This window comes from Paenibacillus taichungensis, from assembly GCF_050994985.1.
Taxonomy (GTDB): Bacteria; Bacillota; Bacilli; order Paenibacillales; family Paenibacillaceae; genus Paenibacillus; species Paenibacillus taichungensis.
On record NZ_CP194720.1, the window covers coordinates 2,548,044 to 2,565,780 of the forward strand.

The following is a 17,737-nucleotide window of genomic DNA, read 5'->3' on the forward strand; positions in this document are numbered from 1 at the left end:
TCCTCCCGTCCATAACGGGCTCAAAATAGAACCCGTTATCGTGGTTTGTCTGAAAACCATCATTTATTGAAGTTTGGTTTTGACGAGTCGGTCCCATAGTTCCTTCCAGGAAGAGCTGTTCTGAGCAAGAACATCCCAGTCAGGATTAATCCCGTTGCTCTGTGTTTCCGCGGAGAAGGAAGGATCGTCCTTGTATTTGTCTGGAACGGCAGCAGTTGTGCTGGTTACCGGTGTACCTGTTGCTTCTGCATATTGTGACAGCGCCTCTGCGCTCAGCAGCTCGTTGATAATTTCGTTGGCTACACGTGTCTGCTCAGGTGTTGACCCCTTCACAACCTGAAGTGTGTATGGGAAGGAAATAGCTCCTTCGCTCGGATATGCTACAGCAAGTGGAGAACCGCCATCAATCCATGTCTGTGCAACCTGTGCACTGAAAGGAGCAATCAGAGCATCGCCCGACTCCAGAAGAGCCTTCAACTGGTCATTGGATGTAACCAATGTACCGATCTGGTCACTGTGATCTGCCCAGAACTGGAATGCTGGCTCCGGATTCTCATACGATGCGCCAAGCTCCTGTCCTTTGACTGCAAGAAGTGGAGAAATATAGGAATAGAACATGTAGTCCCAGAGTGCCGTTTTCCCTTTGAATTCCTCGTTATCCCACAGATCATTCCAGCTTGTTGGCGGTGTTTTTACAAGGTCCTTGTTATAGACGAGTGCGAAGCTCGAAACTCCCCACACGACACCCTTATTGTCAGGCTTGTGAAACTGCTCCGGGATATCCTTGATGTTGGTCACGATGCTTGTGTCCAGTGACTCCCACATATCATCGTTCAAGCCTTTTGCTGTCGCATCTGCGTTGAAGTAACCAAAGTTGACAACTGGATTGTTGGGATCAGCCTGCTTGCCAGCGACCATTTTCGGATACATGACTGCATTGGATGATTCTTCAAAAGTAACTTCGACATTTGGATGCTCTTTGACGTAATCTGCTACCACTTCTTTTGGAACGATATCCTGATTGGAGCCAGCCCAGATAAACATGGTCAGTTTAACCTTGTCTCCGCTTCCTCCAGTAGAATCGGATCCTCCTGCTGTATTGCTGGAGCTGCTTGCTCCACCACATGCAGAGAGAACCAGTGTACCGGCCAGTGTCAGTGAGGCGAGACTGAGAAAGCGTTTCTTGTTTGATTTAAACATGAGAATTTCCCCCATCGATTTAGTTGGTTTTATGAATTTGACAAAAATTAATTCGTTTTTCCTTCATGTACCTTATCAATGCAATCCTATTTTCTGACGCAATCCTTCCATAATGCCTGATATCTCATGTGGAGATACGGATAGGGAATTCTCCTCCACGACTCCCATGGTCTGACGCTTCAGGTAGTCTCTGAGTGCCAGCGGAACATTGAGCAGTGCCTGATTCAGCGATACTTGCATCTCGTCAGTCCATATGGCCTCGAACTGTTTCCTTGTCCAGCCATAATCGAATTCTTCCTGCTGCCGTTCCCGATTGGCCCGCAACTGTCTGGTCTCACTCACGTTCAGGTTCCGGCCTTCTATGACTACACCATACAGTTCAAGAGCTTTTTCCGTGGATACCAGTCCTCTTCTAACATCTTCCAGAACCAGCAGTGGATCCCGATCAAATGGATCGCCATATCCACCTCCGCCCTGTGACAGGAACGTCACCGTCTCTCCGGGTTGGAGCAGCAACTCATCAATTCTTCCCAGATGGTGTTCACTTGCACGTCCAGCATTGAGAATAGCTTCCCCATGGGTACCAACACCTCCGCCAAGCCTGCCCCACGGATGAAACTCCATACGCTCCATATTTCTGGCGGTCATTACGGTATCTGGTGTAAGAATTTTGACACACAGGTCGATTCCGCTTCCACCACGGAAGGTTCCAGCACCAGCAGAATCAGCACGAAGGCCATAATGCTCTATGAGCACAGGCATTTCGGATTCTACTGTTTCCGCAGGAATGTTTCGAAGATGACCCACGGCAAAATCCATGCCATCAATTCCGTCTTTCATCGGTCTTGCTCCTGAACCGCCGCATATCGGCTGGATCACGCCAACCTTTTTCTTGCCATCTGACGCATCTGTCATCGCCATCATAACGATGCATGCCTGTCCGGCTCCTGCGGCGGGAACCTTACTTGCCTGAGCTTTTCCAAGAGCGCCTGTGATGACATCCATTAGCCGAATAAAGGTAGCTGCTCTTGCGCCAACCGCTGCCATCGGCTCCGGGTTAAGAACTGAAGCTGGTGGTGCGTAATTTCGAACCATGCGAATCATGCCCGAATTCCATGGAATCGTTGGATCGAGCGTACGGAAATAACGAATGAGTGCAGGAACCAGCATGTAATGCCCCTGCTGATTGTGGGTAGGAATATTGAACGAAGCTCTGACCTGAGGGTCGGTTCCGCTAAAGTCCAGATGAATATCACTGCCCGCGATTGTCATTTTGCAGCGCAATCGGATGGGATAACCGCCAGGGCCTTTCTCCAGATAGTCCCAGAACTCATACGAACCATCCGGGATCTCCTGTACGATGGCGCGTGCCTTCAACTCAGCGTATTCCAGCAAATGCTCAATGCCCTGCTGAATTCGCTCTACACCGTAGCGGCCGATAAGCTCTTCTAGTCGCTGCTCCCCCCGATTCAAGGCTGCCATCAGTGCCTTGAGATCACCGAGGTTTTGCTCCGGAATGCGGCTATTGTCCAGAAACATACGAAGTATTTGCTCATTAAGAACGCCTGCTTCATACAGCTTGACTGGAGCAATACGAATGCCTTCCATATGAATATCGTAGGCGCTTGGAGATACGCTCCCCGGTACCTTACCACCTACATCGGATGAATGAACGAAGCACATGCCGTATGCGATGATTTCTCCTTTGTGAAAGTAGGGCTTGATCAGATGGACATCCGGTAGGTGTGTCACCATGCCTTTGGTGGAATAAGGATCATTACAGATAACCAAATCGCCTTCCTTCCAATCTGTAATGCTGTTTATGGTCGCCGCTGCGGGGATGCCGAGGGACAGATTGTAACCCGTCTCCAATGGCGACCCAAACGTTTCCCCGGATGGTGACAAGAGGTAGGTTCCAAAATCGCCTGTTTCTTTAACAAAAGCGGTGAATCCTGTGCGCAGCACGACATTGGCCATTTCCTCTACCGCAGCCTGAATCCGGTTGTTGAAAATTTCAAGAAAAACCTTGTCGCCAATCATTGCTCCACCTCCCCAATCACATTTCCGTAAGCATCCCGGTATACCGTAAAGCCAGGCGGGATGAAAATGGTTGTATCATATTCCTCCACAATAATGGGCCCGTGGATGGGCATATTCAATGGTATCTGTCCCCTCTTAAGAACTTTTGCTATTCGCTGTGCGTGGTCGAAAGTGATGATTCGTTCTTCTGCTTCACTCTCATCGAATGGCAACTCTGCCGGAGACGCGGTGCTTTGGGTAGGCAGGATGCCAACAATGGTCGCTCTCAGACTAACGAACATCACGTCAGCTTCCGGCTGGCTGATGCCAAACACATTTTGGTAGTACATATGGAATTTGTTCCTTGCTTTCTCAGGATCGGCGATTTCATCGGATGTGAGCGTAACCTCCAAATCAAAGGCCTGACCTTCGTAACGCATGTCGGCACTATACAAGCAATAGATATGTTCCAGTTTCACTCCTCCGCGTGCTTCCTCCTCAACCCAACTACGCCCTTGATCCTCCAGTCTGGTGTAAAGAGTCGATAACTCACCAGGCTCAAGTGTTTGACTGCTTTTATGCAAGGTATGAACGAAATCATTGCGAAGGTTGGCAACCGTGCAGCCCATGGCACAAAGTGTTCCTGGAGATGGCGGGATCAGCACTCGGCGGATGCCTACTTCACGCGCCATGAGAAAAGCATGCATCGGCCCAGCTCCACCATAGGCGAGCAACGTAAAGTCACGGGGATCAACACCCTTACGTGCCATGAGCGGAGAGAACTGGGCATACATATTGGCGGTGGCCACATCAAGAATGGCCTGTGCAGTTTGCGTGGGACTTAGTCCAAGACGTTCGCCAAGATTGCCCAGAGCACGTTCTGCAAGCTCGGGATAGAGACGCATCTGTCCACCAAGGAATCGATCAGCCTGCAAAATGCCCAGTTGCAGATAGGCATCTGTCGTTGTTGGCTCTTCTCCCCCACGATGATAGGAGGCTGGACCCGGATTGGCTCCTGCGCTTCGTGGTCCCACCTTGAGTACACCTACGGAATCGAGCCAGGCAATCGAGCCCCCACCCGCTCCAATCGCGGTTACATCGACAGCGGGAATGATAACTGGAAAATCCCCAACCTTATTCTCGGTAGAATAGGCAGGCTCTTTATCAATGAGAGCAACATCAACGCTTGTCCCGCCCATGTCGAACGTGATGACTTGATGAATGCCGGCCTGTTCAGCAATATGCGTTGCAGCGATTACGCCGGACGCAGGTCCGGACAGAAGAGTACGTACAGGCTCTTTGGCCGCTCTGGCCGCCGTCATGATTCCACCATTGGACATCGTGGACAGCAAATTGGCTTTCAAACCGTAAGCGCCAATTCCTTCTTGCAGACGCAGAAAGTATGATCCCATGCGTTCCCCAACATATGCATTCATGGCTGTGGCGAGTGTACGTTCGAATTCACGTTGCTGCGGCCAAATGGCACTACTTCTGCAGAGAAACAGGTGCGGATGACGTTCCCTAATTAACTCTTCGGCGAGCTGCTCATGAGCAGGATTGACATAAGCGTGCAAGAAACTGATCGCCAAGGCTGTAACCCCCTCTTCCACCAGCTCGTCTACCGCTTGAAGCAGTTGCTCCTGATCCAGTGGTTGAAGTATGCTACCGCTCGCAAGCGCTCGCTCATCCACTTCCTTAACGAGATGTCTCGGAACAAGCGCATCGGTCTTGTCACCATACAGATTGGTAGTATCCTCGAGTCGTAGCCTCCGAATCTCGAGAATATCTCGAAACCCTTTGGTGACCAACAGACCTGTAACTGCGCCGTTACGCTCAATTAGGGTGTTAACACCAAGCGTTGTTCCGTGCACAAACAGATCAATCTCCTGAAGATCCACTCCACCCGCTTTGAGCTGATCAAGTGCATTAAAAATCGCCTGTTCAGGAGCTGCTGCAATCGATGGCGTCTTCAGTGCCGCAATCACCCTGCCATGATTGTCCATAACCAGGGCATCCGTGAATGTGCCTCCGATATCTATACCTAATCGATAAATTGTTTTCACAAGCTCAACTCCTTTATCACCGGTTATTATCCGAAGTTATATTAAGGTTCTGCATGGCAAAATATCGTTTGACATCCTCAATCATCTGGTTAATATGATTCACCATTGCCGCTTCAGCCTGTTCCGGGGAGCCGGCCGCTACTGCCTCCAGAATCCGCTGATGGTCCACAACCAGTTCACTTCCTACTCTTTGCCTAATATAAGCTGTTTCCAGGAAATCACGGCTTGTCTCCCAGACCAGTTCAACCGCATGCAGCAGAATCTGGTTTTGAGCCGCATAAGCCAGCAGCCTGTGAAATTCCCGGTCCTCCTCGTAAGGAATAATATTCTGAGAAAGCAATTGATGCTGGGTAGCAATAGAGGCTTCCAGTAACAATATGTATTCTTTTGAGGCTCGTTGTGCTGCCAGAGAAGCAATTTCCCGTTCCAGAGCCCTTCTGGCTACAAGGACATCGAGCAGAGCCTTTTCACCGGAATGGTTCAGCATCTGAATGAGCTGGGAATTCACACTTTTTTGCTGTAAATCCTTCTCCAGAATCTTGATTCGCTCCAGCCCTTGTTCGGTCAGAACCCTTCCCTTTCGTCCCTCCAGTATCGTGAAACCTTCAACGTCCATCTCCATAAGTCTTCTTCCGATTGTAGCCTGACTTAGACCGTACGTTTTGCCCAGGGTATGAACCAACGTGCTGGCCCCGATGGGAGCGCTCGCGTCCCGAAGCTGCTTCAGCAGTTCGTATTCCAACTCCAATTCGTTTAGCTCAGGACCCACTAAATTCACTCCTCATATATAAATAATTGTAGTTCTTTTTGTTGTTACTCACTGATGATTAACGAAAGTATACCTTCAATCGACAATAATTTCAATAATTCTTACCTAATTACTATGTATTATTTTTTCTGACCATGTACTCGCCTTTTATTCCAAAATAAAAAAGAGCAATTCACATCCTGTATTCCAGATTTTGTTCTGGAGGACGTAATCTGCTCTTTGTTAAGATAACCTTTAAACTACGTTTAATTATAAATATTCATTTACGACTTGAGCTGTTGGAGTAGCTGTACGCGGTAGGCTTCACTTTCAAGAGATTGGATCTCCTTGTATTCTTCCGCAGTAAGCACTTTAGGCTCCCCTGCTGCCTTGGCGATCATGTACACCTTGGCGCTTTCCTCCACCACCTGGGTGCGGTAGTAGGCTTCGCGCAGGTTTTTACCTGTCGTGACCAATCCGTGGTTAACCAGAATGAGCGCTGTGTGTTCTTCAACCTTGGCAGCCACCGCATCAGCAAGAAGTTTGGTTGTGGGCAGAACATAAGGGACAAAGCCAATATCTCCCACCAGTGCCGACTGATCAGGGAACAAATGAGGCAATTCATCGAAAACGAGACTCAGAGCGATGGTGTATGCCGGATGTGTATGCACAATGGCTTGAATGTCAGGATTGACTCGATAGCTATACAGATGCATCAACACCTCGGAGGAAGGACGTGTTGATCCGGCACGTGTCTCTCCTGTCGCAATATCAATCGCGATCCATTCCTCAGGCTCCAGATCCTCTAGTGCATAACCACTCGGCGAAAGCAGCATCGTTCCTTCGAAACGTGCGCTCAGATTCCCCCCAGGTCCAACCACCAGCCCCTGAGCAACCGCTCTACGGGCATATTTGGTCAGTTCTTCCCTTACCTGTTGTTCAGACATGTTCTGCTCCACTCCTTTGACTTTTCTTTTTAGCATTTTATAAAATGCTCATCTAATTGGATTCACTCGCCAACCTTTGATTAAGGTTTTGGTATCTTACGTAGGCTTCCTGCCACCTTGCGGTGTCTTCTGGCTCATAGGTTTCGGGAGAAAAGGAAGAAGCCATAACTTCTCTCACCTCGGACAAGCTGCTCACTTCGCCATGTGCCAGGAATTGCAGCATGCAATTTCCGGCTGAAGTTGCCTCGGCAGGACCCGCTATCACGGGAATCCCTGCTGCATTCGCCGTAAATTGACACAATAAGCGATTATGCACACCGCCACCGACCATATGAATCACCCGTGGCCGAGTGCCTGTAATTAGCTCCAGTTCGTCCAGAGTCTGTCTGAACTCCAGCGCCAAACTTTCGAGAATACAACGCACAATGGCTCCGGTCGTTTCAGGTATTGCTTGCCTGCTGGCACTGCACTGTTGCCGGATTCGCTCTGGCATGTCGCCTGGCGCCAAATACACCCCATCACCGGGCGATACATAACATTGATGAGCAGTTGCCGAATCAGCGAGTTGGACCAGTTCCTCATGGGTAAAACGTTGATTCTCCCGTTCCCACTGCCGTTTGCACTCCTGCAATAACCACAGTCCTGAGCGATTCTTCAAGGTTCGTACTTTGCCATTTACCGTGCCCTCATTGGTGAACCCTAGTTGACGACTACGATTATCCAATACAGGACTGTCGCGTTCCACGCCCATGAGTGACCAGGTGCCACAGCTAATAAAGGCAAATTCCGAATCTGTCGCAGGAATAGCTGCCAATGCAGATGCTGTATCATGTGAACCTACAGATATCACTTGCATTGGTTCAATGTTCAACTCTGCACACAAGTCATCCGTTAACTGCCCCAGCACCGTGCCTGGCTGGACGAGAGGTGGGAATAACGTCTCCGGGATACCCAGTCGGCCAATCAATTGTTCATTCCAACGAACCTCTCCGGCATGCAATAGTCCGCTTGTACTGGCAATTGTGTACTCGCTGGCCTGTTGACCAGATAGATAATAGTTAAATAAATCCGGCATCAATAACATGCGCACATCTGGCCGCAGACCTTCCGAGTGCTCGCGCACACTTCCAAGCAGTTGAAATACGGTATTTATTTGTTGTGGCAGGACACCGGACATGGAATATAGCTCTTCTTCATTTACCATGCGCAGGGCTTCTTCCATCCACTTCGCATTACGCGATTCCCTATAATGGCGGGGGTTGAAGCATAATCTTCCCTCCCCGTCCACTAATCCATAGTCGACTCCCCACGTATCCACAGCAATGGAACGGACCGGTTGGGAGATGCCTTGCATGCCCTTTACAATCCCTTGTTTCAGTTCGTGGAAAAGTCGCAGGAAATCCCAGTACAATCCGTCTCCCAGGTGTACAGGATCGTTACTGAATCGATGCACTTCCTCTAACGAGAGCTTACTCCCGTCAAAAGTCCCACGGACTACTCGGCCGCTTCCGGCGCCGTAATCGGCAGCAAGCACATGCGTTGCTTGAGTTCCCATCTCTCATGCCTCCTTTGCTTCCGCGACTAGCCGTTTGGATGTTAACGATACAACGGTCCAAAGACGCTGCATGCCCGGTAATCGGCACTTTCTGGTTCACTTGTGCCGAATAGCCCCCAGGCACGTGGACGGAAAATCTCGGATTCCGGTACATTATGCATACTCACCGGGATACGAAGCATGGAGGCCAGTGTCAGCAAATCCGCTCCGATATGTCCATAAGAGATGGAGCCATGGTTCGCGCCCCATTGATTCATCACTTCGTAGACCGAAGTAAAAGCTCCTGATCCCGTCAGAACAGGTGCAAACCAGGTGGATGGCCAAGTCGGATCTGTCCGTTGATCCAGCGTATCATGCACATCCTCAGGCAGATCGACGGTGTAACCTTGAGCCACCTGCAGTACTGGCCCTAGTCCTTTAACCAAATTGAGACGCGTCATCGTAACAGGCATACCGCCCTTGGTCAGGAAATCAGCCGAATAGCCGCCGCCCCGGAAATATTCGACAGATGCCGGGCGCCACGAGGTCGCTTTCAGGCAGTCCTGAACCTCTTCGTCTGTAATTTCCCAGAAAGGCTTGAGCACAGGCTCACCTGCTCTTGATTGTTGCCCTGTACCGTCCAATGCTGCTGAACCGGAGTTGATCAGATGCAGAATACCGTCCTTTGCGTTTCCTTCCAGCTGATGCCCTGTCACGCGTTTTACCGAATCCGGGCTCCAATAGGTGCGTACATCTGCAAAGATCTGCGCGGTATGTGTAAGTAAGGAACCAAATAACATCGACACACCATTTAGGCTGTCGTTCTCTGTTGCCACCAGATAAGGAGAACGTTTGCCATTCCAGTCAAAGGAAGAATTCAGGATGGATTCCAAAAAATCTCCGTTGGGTGAATGATCCGTCCACTGTCGTTGTCCCTGAAACCCAGAGACAATCGCGTGGTGGCCCATGGATTCCTCAGTGAATCCCAGCTCTTCCAGCTTCGGATTGCCAGCCATCAGGTCACGTACGATCTGCGTCATTTTCACAACCGTTTCCCATTCATACTCTTTGCGTTTGCGATCTGTCTGCAGATGGGCAGGATTATTGTCCGGTCCTTCACTACAGTTCTCCTTCACCCAAGCTAGCGCCAACTTATACTCTTCAGGATCATAGATTTCTTCTTCTATACGACGAGTCAGTTCACTCATATCCACATATTCGTTCCGCATGCCCAGATACTCCTGGAAAAAGGAATCGTTCACGATGGAGCCGGCAATGCCCATGGATACCGAGCCGATAGACAGATAAGCACGTCCCTTCATGGTGGCAGCGGCAAGACCCGCACGGCTGAAACGCAGCAATTTCTCGCGAACGTCATCAGGAATCGTCGTATCTCCTCCATCCTGTACATCCTCGCCATAGATACCAAAAGCCGGAATCCCCTTCTGTGCATGGGCTGAGAGTACTGCTGCCAGATATACTGCGCCCGGACGTTCGGTTCCGTTAAAACCCCAGATCGCAGTAGGAATGGAAGGAGACATATCCATCGTTTCTGTTCCATAACACCAGCAAGGTGTAACGGTAATGGTCACGCCCACGTTGGAGCGACTGAATAGTTCCGCTGCTGCCGCTGCCTCGTTCACGCCACCAATACAGGATTCGGCAACGACGCATTCTACCGGCGATCCATCGGGATACCGAAGTTCTGCTGCGAGCAGCTCGGCAACGGAAGTTGCCATGCTCATCGTCTGCTCTTCCAGGGATTCACGAACACCCTTGCGTCTGCCGTCAATTGTGGGACGAATACCAATCTTGGGAAATGCCTGTTTATAACGATAATCCTGATGTGTCATACTAAAACGTCCTCCTTCAATGGTTTCATAGAATAGGTACGAATGACTTGTGACTTGTCCGTATGCAATTTGATGGGGCTATTTAGGAATTTTGATTCCTTCTGTTCACCGATACCCGAGGAAATACACTACCATTGCATGCCAACGGTCAGTTCTTTTTCTTATTATGAATGCGTTTACAAATGCTTGATTAAATAAACCGCTCTATATTATTGACTCCGTTATGCTGTCCTGTTATGGAGTGTGAAGGAAGCGATGTGAGCAAAAATGAAGAGCGGTTAGACTGAAATAAATCAACTTTTTTATGATTAGGGTTATCGGTAACCCTAAGATAGCATGAGCCTATCTTGCTGTCAATCGGCATTATCCTATAGAATGGTAAGACTATGTTGCGGAAAGGTTAGATCCTATTGATTACCATTTATGATATTGCCAAAAAAGCCAACGTCTCCGCCATGACCGTCTCCAAAGTCATTAATCAAACAGGTCGTATTAGCCCGGCTACACGCGAGCGTGTACAACAGGTCATCGAAGAACTTGGTTACATACCCAATTCGAATGCGCGCAGTCTTGTGCTGCAACGGACTCAGATGCTGTCATTATTGATTACGGATATTACCAACCCCTTCTATACAACGCTGGCCCGGGGGGCTGAGGATGCTGCCAATCTGCGTGGTTACCGCCTCTTGTTCAGCAATAGCGACGAGGATTACGACAAGGAGAAAAATTATGTGGAAACCATTCTGTCTACTCGCGTCGATGGTGTACTGTTTGCACCTGCAGGGGACCGCTCGCTGAATCACTTGAAGCAGCTGCAGGAACGTAACATTCCGTTTGTTATTTTGGACCGCACTGTCCCGGGAATCACATCTGACGTTATCGCTGGGGACAGCCGAGATGGGGCGCTTCAATTGATTCGATATCTGACGAATCTGGGTCATCGCTGCATTGCTCTGGTTAATGGTTCTTCCGAGGTTTCGACTGCGCGGCTGCGAGAAGAAGGATATATGGAGGGACTCCGGGAAGCCGAGTTGCCCTTTGACGAAGGCTTAATCCTTCGAACAGGCTACCGGGATTTCAGCGATGAAGTGGGTATCGACAGTTTACTTGCACATCAGCACAAACCTACAGCCATATTTGCAGCAAACAACATGCTCGCCATTGGCGTCATTCGACTTTTACGTAAACGGGGGCTGCGTGTGCCTGAAGATATCTCGGTCGTCTGTTTTGATGACCTCGATCTGGCTTCTGCCTTTGATCCCTTTCTCACGGTTGCTGCACAGCCTGCCTATGATTTTGGTGCCATCGGCATGCAGATGCTGATCGACCGAATTGAAGGTAAGGCTCCCGAGGAACCACAGACCGTCATTATGCCATCGGAGCTGCGTATTCGCGCTTCGGCCTCTGTACCTTGCGAATAAAGAGGAAAATCAGTCGTAGACCAACCCTGACTTGAGAGAAGCTGTTTTGTTGAAGCAAATACAAACAGGACGCATCGGAGAATATTTCTCTGATTGCGTCCTTTTTTATGAAATGTACCTCTTATATATATGGAATTTATATAAATTGAACTAAGCATTTACACAAGAACGTAGAGGACAGAAATAACCTGAAGAAGCGGGGCGTTCGCCTAAAAGCTTTCTGAAAGAAAGCTGCATCGGAAGCATACGCTTATCCCCGGATTTTCCCCTTTGAAAAAGGGAATCCAAAAAATCTGGGGATAACAGCGATCGGAAGGTTGTTCTGGCATCGGAGTGGCAAGCGTAAATATTCTTAGTCAATTTATCCCTCGGATTGAAGAGCCAGAGCGACTTCCCGAACCAGACCCGGGAACCAATCCATTAATGCTTCGAACGTATATCCAGCCTGCTCTGCTTTGGATGTATCCATTGTCCAGGATTCCGAAATTCCAAAGGGTGACATGTCCTCTTTGATCGTTTCGGTCAGTACCTGAGATTGCATGCCTGTTACCGTTTCGATCAGATGCATCATGGCGGAAAGTGTTATCGTCCCTTTGGACGCTGCATTCACAGGTCCTTTAATGGATGAATGTCCAAGCCAAGCGAGAAATCTCGCGGCTTCGGTGGAATTGATAAATCCAATTTCGGCGTTCGGATTTGGCATGCCGATAGGTTTTCCTTTTTGCACATGTTCAATATGAAAATGAAGTCTTCGCGTGTAATCATCAATCCCGAGTACAATTGGAATGCGCATCGCCGCCACTGGGAAATCCGCTTCCTGGAAAAACACAGCTTCCGCTAGACGTTTACCCTCTCCGTAGGAGAAATCTTCGTGGCTTCCGTATTGCACCGGGTAGGTGTACGGATCGAAATCGGCTTCGGTAAATCCAGGTTTGGGATCTCCATATACCGAGAGCGTTGATGTCAAAATGTATCTTTGGGTTCGTCCGGCAAAAGCTTCACAAGCCGACTTCGCCGCATCCGGCGAGTAACAGATGTTGTCATAGACAATATCCCACATGTCGGTCTGCGCAACCTCGGCAAGAGATTTCGGGTCCTCACGATCCATTTTAATCCGATTGACCTCGGGTCCAAAGTCTACATTCGTTTTCCCTCGAGTTGCGACTGTGATTTGAGACTTTCCTTCCCATAGTAAATGATCAACCAGACGTTTGCCGAAGAACCGTGTCCCACCAAGTATAAGTACTTTTTTCATCCGATAAAACCTCCTAACCTCTTCTGATCATGCGTATATTACTAAAACTTCATGAATGAAGTGCTGTCTGTGTTGTTGCAATCCAGATATTTTTACCGGGATTTCACAATATGGAGCATCGTGTGTGCTCCTCGCTGGAATTCGTATGAAGTCTTCTCTTCAGAAGTAATATATCCGCGTTCTTCCAGTATATCCTTTAATTGATCCATATGCTCATAACGCTTGCCAGACAAGTCTACCGTAGGAAAAATACGCAGCTCCCACTTGGTCACTCGCAACAGCTCAAGGATCGTCCGTAGATGGAATTCGGCATCCAGTCGATCTGCATACGTAAACAGGAAATGCGCAGACAATGTCAGATCGAATTGTTCATCGGCAAAAGGTAACTCCGGCAGTACAGAAGCCACATAACGGTCAGGGAAACGTCTCATATCCGCTACACAGTCGGTGATTGCACGTCTACGTTCTTCTTCCAAGCCATGGATCGAACCGAAATCATCCCATCTATATTTGTCTTGTACTTGTTCCATTTGTTTCATCGTATGTTCAATATCCTGAAGTCCCTTCACTTCCAGTTGGCCGATCTTATGTTCATAGGCAATATCCGCTGCCATGGGATCTGCACCCCACTCTCGCGCATGGCTGCTGAATGAACAAGCCCCACCTGGACAATCGAGAACAGACTTACCTTTAATTTCTTCCACGGTCAGGTTAAACATCTTCATATATTCCTCGAAGGTTCGCCCGATAAAAATAATCTGTGCCAGCTCCAGGCCGGCTACTCTGCTCTTTTGCCCATCTCTTCTCATCTCGTCTCAGCTCACTTTCCAGAATTAATCATTAGGAAAAACAAGACCAATCTGCTGCCGGATCTGATCCATCACCTGCATGGTAACATAGGAACGCTCATACGTGTTCATGTCCGATTCCTTTTTGCCCTGCTGAATCAGATTGACAAACTCCTCCACCTCATAATACATCGACGGATGAATTTGCTCGGCAGTGAGTTTTTCCACCGTACCATCATTGTAGCGTATCTCCGCATGTTCGGGTGAACCAATTTTGTCAATGAGGATGCTGCCGCGTTCGCCCATAATTTCGCTTGGAACATGAGAATTGGAGATTTTAGAGTACGTCACTACCGCTTCCATCTCATCATAATTCAGAATGACACTGCCTTGTCCATCTACCCCTGATTCCAGCATCATTGCCTGGGACTGAACTTGTTTAGGCTCGCCGAATAGCGTAATCAATGGATAGAGACAATACACCCCAAGATCCATTAACGCTCCGTTAGCAAGATCGGGTTTGAACGCATTCAGGACGATTCCTTCCTTATACTTGTCGTACCGGGAAGAGTACTGGCAGTAACTCGCCACATATTTACGTACCGGGCCAATTTTATGTAGGTGAGATTGTACCATTTTGAACGAGGGAACAAGGGTCGATTTCATGGCCTCCATGAGCAGAACTCCATGTTCTTTCGCTGTATCAATCATACGACGGACCTCTGCCCCATTGGCAGCCAAAGGTTTCTCGCATAGTACATGTTTTCCACTTCTCAGAAACAACTCTGCCTGCTCGGCATGAAAGGTATTCGGTGTAGCAATATACACGGCATCAAGACCATCACTCGTCGCCATCTCTTCGAGGTTGGTGAATCGAAGTGCAGCCTGATATTGATCTGCAAATGCATTAGCTTTATCTTCAGTTCTTGAGTACACGGCAGTCAATTCGAATCCTTCGACTTGTGCAGCGGCCTCAAGAAGCCTCTCTGTAATCCAGTTGGTACCTACCACTCCAAAACGAACCATTCAATCTACCTCTTTCGTAAATAAATTTCACAATTAAACAGCTTGCCATCCTGTACATTGTAGCCTATATTTCAACCAGATTGAAGGGATGTCCATTTCCAACATATTGATATCTTGCTTTTTTGTTTGAAACTTCGTCGATCTCCATAAATCAGGGGTATAATGAGACTTGAGGTGATTCTTTTGGAAAGTCCCAACCCCTATCAAACAAATTCAGTTCCTATAGATGAAAAACAGTGGAATGCCATTATCCACAACGATAGCAGCTTTGATGGTAAATTCTATTACGGTGTCAAGACAACAGGCATCTTTTGCCGACCTTCCTGCAAGTCGAAAGCACCCAAATATGAGAATGTCACTATATTTAACAACCCTGAAGAAGCATTAGCTCTACATTTCCGTCCATGCAAACGCTGCAAACCAACGGGCGAGCGCATCCCCGATCAGGAATGGATTTCTGTTGTAACAGACTATATTGAACATCATTTTGCCGAGCCTCTAACACTAGATATTCTTGCAAATGTGAGTCACGGGAGTCCATATCATCTGCATCGGGTGTTCAAACGGATTACCGGCCTAACTCCGGTGGAGTATATTCAGGAAAAAAGAGTCACCCAAGCCCGGAAATTGCTTGAAAGCACTCGGCTCACCGTTACAGATATCGGTCGCCAAGTTGGCATAGCCAATCCGGCGTATTTTATTACTGTATTTCGAAAACATACAGGTAGCACACCTGCCAATTATCGTGAACAAAGGCGTGATCAATCATGAAGACCAGCTTGGTATACAAAGTACCCAAAACATTGCTCAACAAAGGAACCGGGTTCCTTAATGGTTATACGCATACGCTGAATCCCTACACAGGCTGCGCTTTTGGCTGTTCCTACTGTTATGTAAGGCAAATGCCCGTCTCTTTATTTCGCAATGAACCATGGGGCAGCTGGGTTGATGTGAAACAGGAAGCCGCCAATGTGTTTGCCAAAGAGCTGAAACGTGCGAAATCAAAAGGTAAAGTCACTCTTTTTATGTCATCCAGTACAGATCCGTATCAGCCCGTTGAATATAAGGAGCAAATCACGCGTTCTTTACTTGAAGTTATGGCCGAGGATCCACCCGATTTTATATTGGTTCAGACCCGAAGCCCGTTGGTGACCCGAGATATCGATCTGCTGCAAAAGTTGGGTGACCGGGTCCGGGTTAGCATGACCGTGGAAACGGATCTGGATGATATCCGCAAGCAGTTCAGTCCTTCTGCTCCGCCAATCGCTGGCAGATTGCGTGCCCTGGAACAACTGCGAGATGCCGGTATCCCCACACAGGCTGCTATTGCGCCAGTATTACCCAGCAGCGAAAATTTTGCAGCCATCCTAAGGCCGCTTGTTGATCGTATATGCGTTGATGATTACTTTATGGGAGATGGCAGTGAGGGCAAGCGAACCCGGAGACTTGGCATGAAGCCACTTTATGAACAAGTGGGCAAGGAAGATTGGTACAGTCCTGAGGCATACAAAATGGTAGTCGAGCGAATGAAGGCGCATTTTGAGGAACATGAAATCTGGATTAGCCAAGCTGGATTCGAACCCTGAAACCCTGATCATGCCTTTATATAAAATGAAAATAGCCCTGCTTCCCTCGCATCGGGAGTCAGGGCTATTCTTCTAACTTAATCGATTATTGATCAAGTGTGTACAATGGAAGATCTGCAGGCAGTGCAGCTGGGCGCTGACATGTGCTGTCCATTTTATAAAAAGTCTGCTCATCCGAAGAATCATGGAACGCCCACATCGCTTCGAGTACATGGTAGGCAAGCTCTCCACTTGCCCGGTGAGAACGTCCGCTACCCACAGCATAAGCCATATCTGCAACACCAATGCCACGTGTATTCTCCTGATATCCTGGCAGAAGGGGTACCTCAGTCCATTCCTCATCACCTAGCAAACGGTAACGAACTGGACCGCCGAATGTGTTTGGATCAGGAACCTGTAGGGTTCCATGAGTGCCGTATACTTCAATCGGTGGCAATACACTTCCGCCAAATACGTCAAAACTCGTAATCAACGTGCCGATAGCTCCCTGCTCAAATTGCAGCAATCCCGCTACATGCGTCGGAATTTCAACAGGAATGCTCTGACCCCGCTTTTTCTCACTCGTGATCGTCCGCTGTTCCATCGCTTTGCCCGTCATGCCAGCAATTGACTTGATTGGTCCCAGCAATTGTACGAGCGCAGTCAGGTAATAAGGCCCCATATCAAACATCGGCCCACCACCGGCTGCATAGTAGAACTCCGGATCTGGATGCCAATGCTCATGCCCACGGCTCATCATGAATGCGGTAGCGGCCACAGGTTTGCCAATGACACCATCCTCTACTATTTTGAGTGCTGTCTGAATTCCTGAACCGAAGAACGTCTCTGGCGCACAGCCTACCAGCAGCCCTTTACGCTTAGCTGTTTCGAGAACCGCCTGACCCTCTTCTCGTGTGACGGCGAGTGGTTTTTCCACATATACATGTTTGCCTGCTTCGAGCGCTCTCAAGCATACATCTGCATGAACTGCAGGGATTGTCAGATTGATAATCAGGTCGATCTCAGAGTCTGCCAAAATTTCATCTACCGTGTATACGTTAGGAACATGATAAGCAGCTGCCTGCTCCTCTGCTCTGTTCCGGTCAAGATCCGCAACCGCAACAAGATCGAGCACCTCAAATCGGTGACAGTTCTCCATATAAATACCGCTGATTTTACCACAGCCAATAATGCCTACTTTCATTGTTTTCATGCGTGGACTCCCTTCGTGTTCCCAATTGATATAGCGCTTCCAAAACAACTCAAGACCGCTTTATGTGGGTCAATATATTTATCTCAACGGATATGAATTAGATTT

14 protein-coding genes are annotated in these 17,737 nt (G+C 48.5%); 3 read left to right on the plus strand and 11 right to left on the minus strand.

Annotation, left to right across the window (positions count from 1 at the left end; translation table 11 throughout):
• Positions 1-63 precede the first annotated feature (63 nt).
• The 7 genes from ACR1R9_RS11510 to ACR1R9_RS11540 all read right to left on the minus strand — a co-directional run bounded on the left by ACR1R9_RS11510 (position 64) and on the right by ACR1R9_RS11540 (position 10,364).
• Positions 64-1,200 (minus strand): ABC transporter substrate-binding protein, encoded by a 1,137-nt coding sequence (locus ACR1R9_RS11510; protein WP_433920992.1) that lies wholly within the window; start codon positions 1,198-1,200, stop codon positions 64-66.
• A gap of 75 nt (positions 1,201-1,275) precedes the next feature.
• Positions 1,276-3,240 carry a hydantoinase B/oxoprolinase family protein gene (locus ACR1R9_RS11515; protein WP_099853912.1) on the minus strand — a complete coding sequence of 655 codons (1,965 nt, stop codon included), beginning with the start codon at positions 3,238-3,240 and terminating at the stop codon, positions 1,276-1,278.
• Positions 3,237-5,282 carry a hydantoinase/oxoprolinase family protein gene (locus ACR1R9_RS11520; protein ID WP_433920991.1) on the minus strand — a complete coding sequence of 682 codons (2,046 nt, stop codon included), beginning with the start codon at positions 5,280-5,282 and terminating at the stop codon, positions 3,237-3,239. Before ACR1R9_RS11520 ends, ACR1R9_RS11515 begins: the two co-directional genes overlap by 4 nt.
• A gap of 16 nt (positions 5,283-5,298) precedes the next feature.
• Positions 5,299-6,051, minus strand: coding sequence for an FCD domain-containing protein (locus ACR1R9_RS11525; protein ID WP_433920990.1), 753 nt, complete (start codon positions 6,049-6,051; stop codon positions 5,299-5,301).
• 263 nt (positions 6,052-6,314) lie between these two features.
• Positions 6,315-6,977 (minus strand): class II aldolase/adducin family protein, encoded by a 663-nt coding sequence (locus tag ACR1R9_RS11530; RefSeq protein WP_175382912.1) that lies wholly within the window; start codon positions 6,975-6,977, stop codon positions 6,315-6,317.
• A 52-nt stretch (positions 6,978-7,029) separates the two neighbouring features.
• Positions 7,030-8,532 carry a rhamnulokinase gene (locus ACR1R9_RS11535; RefSeq protein WP_433920989.1) on the minus strand — a complete coding sequence of 501 codons (1,503 nt, stop codon included), beginning with the start codon at positions 8,530-8,532 and terminating at the stop codon, positions 7,030-7,032.
• A 41-nt stretch (positions 8,533-8,573) separates the two neighbouring features.
• Complete coding sequence (locus ACR1R9_RS11540; RefSeq protein ID WP_433920988.1) at positions 8,574-10,364, minus strand: L-fucose isomerase; 1,791 nt, start codon at positions 10,362-10,364, stop codon at positions 8,574-8,576.
• A gap of 410 nt (positions 10,365-10,774) precedes the next feature.
• On the opposite strand from ACR1R9_RS11540, the gene ACR1R9_RS11545 reads away from it, so the two are divergent.
• Positions 10,775-11,785: a LacI family DNA-binding transcriptional regulator gene (locus ACR1R9_RS11545; RefSeq protein WP_274567035.1), complete on the plus strand. Its 1,011-nt coding sequence runs from the start codon at positions 10,775-10,777 to the stop codon at positions 11,783-11,785.
• Between the two features lie 361 nt (positions 11,786-12,146).
• On the opposite strand, the gene ACR1R9_RS11550 is transcribed toward ACR1R9_RS11545, so the two are convergent.
• From ACR1R9_RS11550 to ACR1R9_RS11560, 3 genes are all read right to left on the minus strand, one after another.
• On the minus strand, positions 12,147-13,040 hold the full coding sequence (locus ACR1R9_RS11550; protein ID WP_433920987.1) for an NAD-dependent epimerase/dehydratase family protein: 894 nt from the start codon (positions 13,038-13,040) through the stop codon (positions 12,147-12,149).
• 92 nt (positions 13,041-13,132) lie between these two features.
• Complete coding sequence (locus ACR1R9_RS11555; protein ID WP_326065494.1) at positions 13,133-13,849, minus strand: SAM-dependent methyltransferase; 717 nt, start codon at positions 13,847-13,849, stop codon at positions 13,133-13,135.
• 24 nt (positions 13,850-13,873) lie between these two features.
• On the minus strand, positions 13,874-14,854 hold the full coding sequence (locus tag ACR1R9_RS11560) for a Gfo/Idh/MocA family protein (protein ID WP_099853929.1): 981 nt from the start codon (positions 14,852-14,854) through the stop codon (positions 13,874-13,876).
• A 162-nt stretch (positions 14,855-15,016) separates the two neighbouring features.
• Between ACR1R9_RS11560 and ACR1R9_RS11565 the strand changes: the two genes are divergently transcribed.
• Together ACR1R9_RS11565 and ACR1R9_RS11570 are read left to right on the plus strand one after the other, a co-directional pair.
• Entirely contained in the window at positions 15,017-15,625 is a 609-nt protein-coding gene (locus ACR1R9_RS11565; protein WP_175382906.1) for a bifunctional transcriptional activator/DNA repair enzyme AdaA, read from the plus strand.
• Complete coding sequence (locus ACR1R9_RS11570) at positions 15,622-16,440, plus strand: SPL family radical SAM protein (protein WP_175382905.1); 819 nt, start codon at positions 15,622-15,624, stop codon at positions 16,438-16,440. Before ACR1R9_RS11565 ends, ACR1R9_RS11570 begins: the two co-directional genes overlap by 4 nt.
• 85 nt (positions 16,441-16,525) lie before the next feature.
• Here the strand turns inward: ACR1R9_RS11570 and ACR1R9_RS11575 are convergent, their stop codons facing one another.
• A complete protein-coding gene (locus ACR1R9_RS11575; RefSeq protein ID WP_433920986.1) occupies positions 16,526-17,632 on the minus strand; it encodes a Gfo/Idh/MocA family protein in 1,107 nt (368 codons plus the stop codon).
• Positions 17,633-17,737 lie beyond the last annotated feature (105 nt).